Source organism: Corynebacterium sp. HMSC071F07, assembly GCF_001810285.1.
GTDB lineage: Bacteria > Actinomycetota > Actinomycetes > Mycobacteriales > Mycobacteriaceae > Corynebacterium > Corynebacterium simulans.
In genome coordinates, this window is the sequence record NZ_KV800708.1 from 182,151 (window position 1) to 192,007 (window position 9,857).

General features: G+C 61.9%; 10 protein-coding genes. 7 read left to right on the forward strand and 3 right to left on the reverse strand.

The genetic code is table 11. The annotated features are described in order from the left end of the window. Positions 1–151 precede the first annotated feature (151 nt). A complete protein-coding gene (locus HMPREF2724_RS05930) occupies positions 152–838 on the forward strand; it encodes a hypothetical protein (protein WP_061925799.1) in 687 nt (228 codons plus the stop codon). A gap of 85 nt (positions 839–923) precedes the next feature. Here HMPREF2724_RS05930 and HMPREF2724_RS05935 read toward each other — a convergent pair whose 3' ends face one another. The 3 genes from HMPREF2724_RS05935 to HMPREF2724_RS05945 form a co-directional block, all read right to left on the reverse strand. Further along, positions 924–1,763, reverse strand: a complete 840-nt coding sequence (locus HMPREF2724_RS05935) for a PDDEXK family nuclease (protein ID WP_070518745.1) — start codon at positions 1,761–1,763, stop codon at positions 924–926. A 151-nt stretch (positions 1,764–1,914) separates the two neighbouring features. After that, entirely contained in the window at positions 1,915–2,958 is a 1,044-nt protein-coding gene (locus HMPREF2724_RS05940) for a CNNM domain-containing protein (RefSeq protein ID WP_070587614.1), read from the reverse strand. Then, a complete protein-coding gene (locus HMPREF2724_RS05945) occupies positions 2,958–4,337 on the reverse strand; it encodes a hemolysin family protein (protein ID WP_062037933.1) in 1,380 nt (459 codons plus the stop codon). The genes HMPREF2724_RS05940 and HMPREF2724_RS05945 overlap by 1 nt, the downstream gene beginning before the upstream one ends. Positions 4,338–4,490: 153 nt before the next feature. On the opposite strand from HMPREF2724_RS05945, the gene hemW reads away from it, so the two are divergent. From hemW to ybeY, 6 genes are all read left to right on the forward strand, one after another. Beyond that, positions 4,491–5,624, forward strand: a complete 1,134-nt coding sequence (hemW, locus tag HMPREF2724_RS05950; protein WP_070587617.1) for a radical SAM family heme chaperone HemW — start codon at positions 4,491–4,493, stop codon at positions 5,622–5,624. A gap of 32 nt (positions 5,625–5,656) precedes the next feature. Then, positions 5,657–6,685, forward strand: coding sequence for a heat-inducible transcriptional repressor HrcA (gene hrcA, locus HMPREF2724_RS05955; RefSeq protein ID WP_062037939.1), 1,029 nt, complete (start codon positions 5,657–5,659; stop codon positions 6,683–6,685). A 56-nt stretch (positions 6,686–6,741) separates the two neighbouring features. Then, positions 6,742–7,890 (forward strand): molecular chaperone DnaJ, encoded by a 1,149-nt coding sequence (dnaJ, locus tag HMPREF2724_RS05960; RefSeq protein ID WP_062037942.1) that lies wholly within the window; start codon positions 6,742–6,744, stop codon positions 7,888–7,890. Further along, complete coding sequence (locus HMPREF2724_RS05965) at positions 7,890–8,612, forward strand: 16S rRNA (uracil(1498)-N(3))-methyltransferase (protein ID WP_062037945.1); 723 nt, start codon at positions 7,890–7,892, stop codon at positions 8,610–8,612. The genes dnaJ and HMPREF2724_RS05965 overlap by 1 nt, the downstream gene beginning before the upstream one ends. 9 nt (positions 8,613–8,621) lie before the next feature. After that, complete coding sequence (locus HMPREF2724_RS05970) at positions 8,622–9,614, forward strand: PhoH family protein (RefSeq protein WP_070587622.1); 993 nt, start codon at positions 8,622–8,624, stop codon at positions 9,612–9,614. Continuing rightward, a partial coding sequence (gene ybeY, locus HMPREF2724_RS13160) for an rRNA maturation RNase YbeY (protein ID WP_246818215.1) occupies positions 9,615–9,857 on the forward strand: 243 nt, incomplete at its 3' end.

Genomic DNA, 9,857 nt, shown 5'->3' on the forward strand with positions numbered 1-9,857 from the left:
GGCGGGTGCTTCGCCGGCTCCCCGCAATTTTCAAGTCTGTGAGTTTGTTCGGAGTGTCGCGCAGATCGTTCACAGGATCTGGAATAAAGTCAGCACTCGTTACAGAGAAGTCTCAACCTCAACTAGAGGTTAGTTTGCGGAAAGGACCGGCATGCACAAAATCGCCGCCGAGCTACGTCACCGCGAGCTGACTCAGGAGATTTACAACATCGGCGACGAAGTTGTCGAGTATATCGAGCACCTCATCGAGGCAATTGAGGATTGGGACGATGAACTCGCACTGGACTGCCTGGCGGAACTCGGCGACATCGTCGAGGATGCCCGCATCGATTCCGGACGCTGCGTAGGCGAGCTGATTGGCCTGCGCCACGCGCTGGTCTCAGGGGTGCGCTCGGGCACTATCTCCGCCGCCGCATCTGGCAACAACGATATCGCCGAGCCAGAGCAGCTCACCGCGCGCAGCCTGGATGCCGCCTTTGCGATTGATTCCCCGACCATTGTGGTCTCCGAGCTCGCTGCCACGCTGCGCGGCCGCACTGGGGCGGTGGCGGATTACCTGCGCGAGCTGGTGGATTATGTGCTCGGCCAAACCGACGCCGTGGCCCGCAACCTGGACATGATTTCCCTGCCGCATCTGTACAAGCGTGCCGGTCAATCCGCGCTCATCGCGGTGCAGGCTTGGCGCCATACCGTCGTCGAAGCCCACCCAGCCTACGTGCGAACGATGCGTGGTCACAACCCGCCGCCGTTCTTAGAAGAGCGTGCTCGGGTTAACGCTGTGGTGGCCCGCGTGCGTGCCAAGCGCGAAGCTGCGCGACAGGCCGCGACTACCGCTTAAGAGCCAATAAATAGACTTCCTTGTTGCCAACACACAAGGAGACACCAACACCGCCGATTCCCTCGTTCGGCGGTGTTTGTCTTTTCTAGCTCGCCTTAACCGCGTGCGCCTGCGCCACCATGTGCAGCGTCCTCCGGCAGGTATCTGGATCTTTGGCTAATTGCTCGGGCGTAAATTGAACTACTCGGTATCCCAAGGAGCGCAGGTATGCCGTGCGGCTCGAGCGCCGGGATAGGACCGCTTGCGGGCCAATCTCGACGATGATGGCCTCTTCGATGAGCAATGCCTCGATGCCAGGCGCCACGCGTTGCCGCGGCTTGGCATCTAAGCCCAGCTCCACAGCCAGTGCGCGCACGAGTGACTCGAAAGGCGAGCGCGATAGGGAGCTGGCGCAGGCAATTGCCTTGCGGGCTGCTGCGGCATTATGCACGCGCCCTAAGCCATCGACCTCGGCTTGCAGCTGGGCAGGGCTAATACCCATGTTTAACGCCGAGTCTGCGGCGATGAGGCCGTGGCGGAAGCCGTGGTAACGCGCGACGTCGGCAACCGCGCGGGCAATGCTAACCACGCGCGCACCGTCGATGGTTTCTACGTCCCCGACCATGGTCTTGCGGTAGCAGCGTCCCGGCGCATGGCGGTTATGGCGGGGCAGGCTGCCGCAGGGAAGCGCTAGCTCGACCGGGTCGTCGGGGCAAGGGAGCAGCCAAAGGTCATGAAGGAGTGCAGCGGACTTGCTAATCAGTACCGCGGTATAAGAGCTGCGGGCTATGGCTATGCATTCGAGGCGCTGGCGTTCGACGGCGGAAAGCGCTAAGTATTTCTCGCGGTCTACGGCCATGCGCGGTGCTAGCTGCAAAAGTGTGCCGGATTTAAGGTCATTGGATGTGGCGGGTTTGGCTGGGTGGATGGTCTCAAGAGTGGTCATGGCACTAGCTTCGCCCGCCGCGGGTGTGTAGCTCTAGAGGCAATTTTGAAAGCTGTGGATAACTTGTTGGTGGCGTCAACAACTGGCTGTGAAATTTTGTTGCTGAACCCCCAGCCCTAGAAAACCAGCCCTGGGTTTCCAGGGCTGGGCGCTAGTTAGCCAAGTCCAACTGCTCCGTAATCTGCGGCCACAGCTGGCCCATGATGTCATCCCACGTCAGAATCCACATCGCTTTATCCTTGTCCGCCTTGCCTACGGCCACGAGCTGCTCGTTGCGAGCGCGCATGTGGTCCAAGGTCTTCTGGACAGTCAGCGAGGAGGAAACCGTCAGCGCGGGGCGGGAGAACTCGAGCACTGGCGTGTCCGGTTCGGCGAGGAGCGTATCGCGCACGTGCACGATACGCGGCACGCGGGAATCCTTCGGGAAGACCAGCACGCGCATGATGGACTTGCGGGTGACCAAGTCATGGAGTTCAGCCACCGTAGCGTCGGGAGACAGCGGGACGACCTGGGAGCCATGCTCGCGAGCCAGCGCGCCAACGGTAGAGGCCTCCAACTCAATTACGCCGGTGATCTGGTTCGCCGAATCATCGTCCAGAGTGCCCGTCTCGCGGGAATGCTCCACCAAGTGGCGCAGGGTATCCGCGTCGTAGCCGGCGGCACCGGCCCTGTCGACGGGCTCCTCGCCAGTCCAGCGCACCATCGCATTCGCCATGTGGTTAATCCACTTCAGCAGCGGGCGGAAGAGCCAGATGAAGCCGCGGGCAGGAACCGCGATGAGCTGCAGCGCGGTCTCCGGGTGGGTAATCGCCCAAGACTTCGGCGCCATCTCGCCGATGACCAGGTGCAGGAAGGTCACGATGAACAGCGCCAAAATAAACGAGACCACGTCGGCCACGCCCAGCGGCAGGCCGAGTGCCTCCAGCGGGGTCATGAGCAGGTGGTGGACCCACGGCTTGGTCACTGCACCCAGTACGAAGGGCGCCGCCGTAATACCCAGCTGTGCGCCGGCGAGCATGATGGTCAGCTCGTTCAAAGAGCGCAGGCCCGAGCGCGAGGCGCGGGAGGTCTCAGCGGTTTCTTCCAAACGGTTGCGGCGCGCGCCCATCATCGAAAACTCGATGATGACGAAGAAAGCCGAGGCGGCGATGATAACAAGCGTGATGAGGAGGTTAAACCACCAAGTATCAGTCATTAGTTCTCCTCCTCCGTTTGATCGGCGTATTCCTCAATGAGCTCCAGTGCCAAGGTCGACGGCACGTGGCGGTCAATCTCCTCGACGCGCATGTGCAGCTTTCGCACTGGGGCGTCGTCGCGCTCTACCCAGTCATCCGGCTCCGCCTCGAGCTCAATCGTGTACTCCTCGCCCTCCTCAGGCAGCGCGCCGGAGTGGGAAATCAGCAGGCCGGCCACGGTCTCGAAGTCGCCTTCTGGCAGATCGTGGCCGATGGCGCGCTCGATTTCGTCAATCGGTGTATCGCCATCGACGAGCCAGTGGGACTCATCCTGCTCGGTGATTTCCTCGGTCTCTTCGATGTCGTGCTCGTCGCTGACATCGCCCAGGATCTCCTCGGCTAGGTCTTCCATGGTCACGATGCCGACGAAGCCGCCGTACTCGTCGATGACGCAGGCCAGCTTGTCGTTGGCGTCGCGCAACTCGGTCACGACGTCGGGAAGCGGCATGAGCTCTGGCACCACAACGGCGGGCTGCATGATCTCGGTGGCCGCGGTGGCGTCGGGGAGCTGCGTTCCCAGCACATCGAACAAGTGCACCACACCGATGGGGTTGTGTTCATCGTCGATGATGGGGTAGCGCGTGTGATCCGTGGACATCATCTCGCGAACCTCGCCGATGGTGGTCTGCGGATCGATGACGTCGACACGGGAACGCGGAATCATCGCGTGCTCGACGTCGTGTTCCGGGAAGTCCAACAGGCGGTCCAACACGAGGTAGGTTGCCTCGTCGATGTCGCCGGCCTCGTGGGAGGCATCCACGATGGACTCGAGATCATCGGTGGTGGCGGAAGAATCCACGTCTTCTACAGGCTCGATGCCGAAGACCTTCAAGATCGCATTCGAGGCGTACTCAAAGAAGTGAATAAGCCAGCCGAAAATGCGCAGGTACCACATGGTGGAGGTGGACAAGAACAATGCCGTCTTCATCGGGGCTGCGATGGTGTAGTTTTTGGGGAATAGCTCCGCAAAAAGCATCGTGGCGATGGTGGAGATGAAAAGCGCTGCCACCGTGCCAATGGTGATGGAAACGCCGGCGGGAATGCCCACGCCGCCCAGCAGCTCACCCAAGCCGCGGCCCACCAGGGGTTCGGCCACATAGCCAATCAGCAGGCCCGTGATGGTGATGCCCAGCTGGGCACCGGAGAGCATGAAGGAGGTGCGCTGGGTAATTTTCAGGGCACGCTCAGCTGTCTTATTGCCCTCGGAAGCCATGGAGCGCAGCTGCGCGCGGTCCACCGACATGAAAGAAAATTCTTGCGCAACGAAGTACGCGTTCGCGACGATAATCAGGCCAATGACCAGAAATCCCGCCAAAATCATAAGGATTGCTTGCAACATGGCCTACCCCGCCTGCCATTCGGTGAGGCGGGGACATCGACTCGGAGGTTCCACTGAAGCTGCCTTTCTATTTATGGGAAACTGCAGAATAGATTACATCCTTCAACGTACCGGTGGGTTATTTAGTTCCTGGCCCAAGCTAGCCTAGAGGGCATGTCTCAAGACTTTGGCCTCTATATCCACGTTCCCTTTTGCTCTTCGCGGTGCGGGTATTGCGATTTCAATACCTATACCCCAGGTGAGCTGGGCGGCGATCTGACCGCCGCATACCTGGACGCCCTCGAGTGCGAGCTGGGCATGGCGGCGCAGCAGGTGGGAAGGCCGGCGCAGACCGTATTCATCGGCGGCGGCACGCCTTCGATGTTGGGCGCCGAGGGGCTTAGCCGCATTCTGGCCCGCGTGAAAGAGACTTTTGGTTTGGCCCCAGGGGCGGAGGTGACCACGGAATCGAATCCGGAGTCGACGGACCCGCGCTATTTCGAGCAGCTGCGCGAGGCGGGGTTTACGCGCATTTCGCTGGGCTTGCAGTCGGCGTCGGATAGCGTGCTGCGAGTGCTTGAGCGTGCGCATACCCCGGGCCGGGCTTTCGACGCCGCGCGTGAGGCCCGCGCCGCAGGTTTCGAGCACGTAAACCTGGACATGATCTATGGCACGCCCACGGAGACTGACGACGACGTGCGGCTTACCCTTGACCGCGTCCTCGAAACGGGAGTCGACCACGTCAGCGCGTATTCGCTCATCGTAGAAGACGGCACCCGGATGGCGCGCAAGGTGAAAAAGGGAATCTTGTCTGCACCCGACGAGGACGTGCTGGCAAGGCGCTATGAGGCCGTCTCTGCGACGCTCGAAGCGGAAGGCTTCGAGTGGTACGAGGTCTCCAACTGGGCCAAGCCCGGCGGCGAGTGCGAGCACAACCGCATCTACTGGGTCGACGGCAACTGGTGGGGCGCGGGCCCTGGCGCGCACTCGCATTTGAACGACGAGCGCTTTTATAACGTGAAGCTGCCGCGCCGCTACATCGAAATGCTGGGCCGCGAGGAACTTCCTATCAAGGAACGCGAGGTTTTGACCGAGGCCGAGCGGCACACCGAAAAGATCATGCTCGGTCTGCGCTTGCGCGAGGGCATTCCGGCCAACTGGCTGGCTCCGGGTGCGGAGCCGGTCATCGCGGACTACATCTCCCGTGGGTTGCTGCAGCGCGCCGGCGACCGGCTGTGCTTGACCAAGCCGGGGCGCCTTTTGGCAGACGGCATCATCACCGACTTGTTGGTTGCCGAGGAAGCTTAAAGGCCACGGCGAAGGTAGGTAACATAGGGCGCATGTCCAATTCCACTGATGCTCGCCGCCGCGAGGTTCTGCGCGCCATTGTGGCGGACTATATTGCCTCCCAGGAGCCCGTGGGGTCCAAGTCCCTGCTGGAGCGTTATCAGCTGGGCGTTTCCTCCGCTACCATCCGCAACGATATGGCGGTGCTGGAATCGGAGGGCCTGATTGCCCACGAGCACACCAGCTCCGGGCGCGTGCCCACGCAGAAGGGTTACCGCCAGTTCGTCGATTCGCTGCACGACGTAAAGCCTTTGTCTGCGCCGGAGCGCCGTGCCATGCTGACCTTCTTGGAAGGCGGCGTCGACCTGGAGGATGTACTGCGCCGCAGCGTGCAGCTGCTTGCTCAGGTGACCAAGCAGGCGGCGGTGGTGCAGATGCCCAACCTCAAGGTTTCGCGCGTGAAGCACTGCGAGGTCGTGGCGCTTTCGCCAGTGCGCCTGTTGTTGGTGCTCATCACGGATAACGGGCGCGTCGATCAGCGCAACGTCGAGCTGGACAGCATCATCGACCCACTGCAGACCGCACGCTTACGCGACGTCCTCAACAACGCCTTGGAGGGCAAGACGCTAACCGACGCCTCGGTGGAACTTGCCAGCCTCGTCGAAACCTCCCCGCTGGACATCCGCCCGCACGTGCTCAATGCCGCCACGACTCTCATCGAGACGTTGGTGGAGCGCCCCTCCGACCGCCTGCTCATGGCTGGTACCTCTAATCTCACGCGTATCGCGCGAGACTTCCCAGAAGGGCTGCCCTCGCTCATCGAGGCTCTCGAAGAGCAGGTCGTGGTGTTGAAGCTTTTGGCTAGCGTGCCGGATTTGGGCAACGTCTCCGTCGTCATCGGTGAGGAGAATGAGGAGGACAAGCTGCGGCAGGCATCCGTCGTCGCCACTGCGTACGGCGCCGGCAATGAAACGTTGGGCGGCCTTGGCGTTGTAGGCCCGACCTATATGGATTATTCGGGAACAATCTCGAAGGTTGGCGCTGTTGCACGCTATGTAAGCGAAGTTCTGGCCGGCGAGTAAGCTGGCACGGAAAACTTTTCCCAGTGACTCTAATTTTAGATAAGGACTTTCATTAAGTGGCTCGTGACTATTACGGCATCCTTGGTGTAGAAAAATCCGCAACCGACGCCGAAATTAAGAAGGCCTACCGCAAGCTTGCCCGCAAGTATCACCCGGACGTTAACCCGGGCGATGAAGAGGCGGCGGAGAAGTTCCGCGAGGCCTCCCTCGCGCAAGAGGTGCTCCTGGATCCGCAGAAGCGCCAAATCGTTGACATGGGCGGCGACCCAATGGAAGAGCGCGGCGCTGCTGGCGGCGGCTTCGGCGGTGGTTTCGGTGGCGGCGGCCTAGGCGACATCTTCGCTGAGTTCTTCGGCGGTGGAGCAGGTGGCTCCCGCGGCCCGCGCTCGCGCGTGCAGCCGGGCAATGACGCCCTGCTGCGCACCACCATTAGCCTGGAAGAGGCCTATTCCGGCCTGAAGAAGCAGGTCACCGTCGATACCGCTGTGCTCTGTGACCGCTGCGAGGGCACGGGTTCTGCCTCCAAGTCCAAGCCAGTTACTTGTGATGGTTGTGGCGGCATGGGCGAGGTTCAGGAGATGCAGCGCAGCTTCCTGGGCAACGTTATGACCTCCCGCCCGTGCCCGAAGTGCCAGGGCTTCGGTGAAGTCATTACTGATCCTTGCAACCACTGTGGTGGCGATGGCCGCGTGAAGAAGCGCCGCGATCTCACTGTAAATATCCCGGCCGGTATTGGTGATGGCATGCGCATCCGCATGGCCTCTCAAGGCGAGGTCGGCCACGGCGGCGGCCCGGCGGGCGATCTTTATGTGGAGGTTTCCACCAAGCCGCACGCCGTCTTTGAGCGCAACGCTGACGACCTGCACCTGACCGTGCGCGTACCGATGGTCGATGCCGCACTGGGCACCAACTTCACCATCGATCAGCTAGATGGCGAGGAGCTCAACATCGACATCGAGCCGGGCACCCAGCCGGGCGAGTCCATCAAGGTCGAGGGCAAGGGCATGCCGCGCCTGCGCACCGACGGCTTTGGCAACCTCTTCGCGCACGTCGACGTCGTGGTGCCGAAGGAGCTGGACAAGAAGACCCGCGAGCTGCTCGAGAAGGTCCGCGATTCTCGCGACGAGGGCGCCCGCGTCCGCGAGACCGGCGACGGCCAAGAGGAGTCCTTCTTCTCCCGCATCCGAGATAGGTTCCGCCGTTAATGTCTCTGCCCGTCTTCATTCATCCTGATCTCTCGTTGGCTAGCGTTGGCGAGCCGGTGGGGCTCGAAGGTCCCGAGGGCCGCCACGCGGTGACGGTTAAGCGCCTTAGCGTAGGGGAGCGGCTCAAGCTCATCGACGGCACGGGCACCGCCGCCCTGGCCACCATCCAGTCCGTTTCGGGCAAGGATCATTTGGCCGCGCTTGTCGACGCAGTGACTTTTGCGCCCGAGCCCAACCCCCGCGTCGTGGTGGTCCAAGCCATCCCGAAGTCGGAACGCTCGGAGCTCGCGGTGGACCTTGCCACCCAGGCAGGCGCCGATGAGATCATCGCTTGGCAGGCAGATCGCTGCGTGGCCAAGTGGGATGGAAAGAAGGCTCCGAAGGCGCTCGCGAAGTGGGAGGCGGCAGCGACTGCTGCTGCGAAACAGTCCCGCCGCGACCGCATCCCGCAGGTTACTGGCCCCTTGACCACCCCGCAGCTAGCTCAGCTCATTGCCGGGCAGACGGCCTACGTCTTGCACGAGGAAGCCACCGACTCTATTCGGGAGGTTCCGCTGGAGGGCACCATTTATCTCCTCGTCGGCCCCGAAGGAGGCATCGGCGCCGAGGAGCTGGAGCGCCTGCAAGCCCATCCGATTAAGTTAGGCCCGGAGGTCTTACGCACGGCGTCGGCAGCCATGGTGGCCCTTGCCGCAATCGGCGTGCGCACCGCACGCTGGTAGCCTGTTGGGGTGCCTATTATCCCCAAGAAGTTTGAGCTTGATTCCGTCTACGTCGCGACCGTGCTCGGCAACGCTGACGATAACCTGCGGGTGCTCAACAACCTACTGGACGCAGACTTCTTCGCGCGCGGAACCACGGTTACGGTAACCGGCCCTGACTATGAGGTGGCCCGCGCCGCGAAGGTGCTCGACGAGCTCGAGGCGATTGCCCGCCGCGGCCATCACGTCAGCACCGATACCGTGAAACACACCGTGGACATGATTGCGGTGGAAGCGCCGCAGTCGGTCTCCGCGGCGATGGCAGCCGATATCGTGCGCCGCCGTGGCAAGTCCGTGCGCCCAAAGACGGTGGGCCAATCCGAGTACGTCCAGGCCATTGATGACAACACCGTGGTCTTCGGCATCGGCCCCGCAGGCTCTGGTAAGACCTACCTGGCGGTGGCCAAAGCCGTGCAGGCCCTGCAGACCAAGCAGGTCTCGCGCATCATCTTGACCCGCCCAGCAGTTGAGGCCGGCGAGAAGCTGGGCTTTCTGCCTGGCACTCTAAATGACAAGATCGACCCGTACCTGCGCCCGCTTTACGACGCCCTGCGCGACATGATGGATCCAGAGATGATCCCGAAGCTTATGGAAGCAGGCATCATCGAGGTCGCCCCGCTGGCATACATGCGCGGCCGCACGCTCAACGACGCCTTTGTCATCCTCGACGAGGCGCAAAACACCACGCCGGCGCAGATGAAGATGTTTTTGACCCGTCTGGGCTTTGGTTCGAAGATCGTGGTCACCGGCGATGTTTCGCAGGTGGACTTGCCGCGCGGCCAGGTCTCTGGCCTGCGCTTGGTGCGCCGCATCTTGGACGGCGTGCAGGATATTCACTTTGCGGACCTGGGCTCGAGCGACGTCGTCAGGCACCAGCTGGTCAGCCGTATCGTGAATGCTTATGATGCTGCTGAAGCCGCAGAAGTCTCAGCAGCCGCAGCGCAAGTGAATAAGGAGAACTAAATGTCCATCGAATTCATCAATGAGTCCGGTTTCGACGGCGTCAACGAGGAGATGCTCATCGACGTCGCCTCTTATGCCTTCGGCGCCATGGACATCAACCCGGATGCCGAGTGCACGATCACCGCAGTGGACTTGGATACCATCGCGGACCTGCACGTGCGTTGGATGGATCTGGAAGGCCCGACCGACGTCATGAGCTTCCCGATGGATGAAATCACTCCGGGCGCACTGGGCGCGCGTCCC

Bases quoted from the DNA above. Each gene is read 5' to 3' on its own strand.
- HMPREF2724_RS05930 (WP_061925799.1), top strand. From the start codon at position 152: ATGCACAAAATCGCCGCCGAGCTACGTCACCGCGAGCTGACTCAGGAG.
- HMPREF2724_RS05935 (WP_070518745.1), bottom strand. From the start codon at position 1,763: ATGACCACTCTTGAGACCATCCACCCAGCCAAACCCGCCACATCCAAT.
- HMPREF2724_RS05940 (WP_070587614.1), bottom strand. From the start codon at position 2,958: ATGACTGATACTTGGTGGTTTAACCTCCTCATCACGCTTGTTATCATC.
- HMPREF2724_RS05945 (WP_062037933.1), bottom strand. From the start codon at position 4,337: ATGTTGCAAGCAATCCTTATGATTTTGGCGGGATTTCTGGTCATTGGC.
- hemW (WP_070587617.1), top strand. From the start codon at position 4,491: ATGTCTCAAGACTTTGGCCTCTATATCCACGTTCCCTTTTGCTCTTCG.
- hrcA (WP_062037939.1), top strand. From the start codon at position 5,657: ATGTCCAATTCCACTGATGCTCGCCGCCGCGAGGTTCTGCGCGCCATT.
- HMPREF2724_RS05965 (WP_062037945.1), top strand. From the start codon at position 7,890: ATGTCTCTGCCCGTCTTCATTCATCCTGATCTCTCGTTGGCTAGCGTT.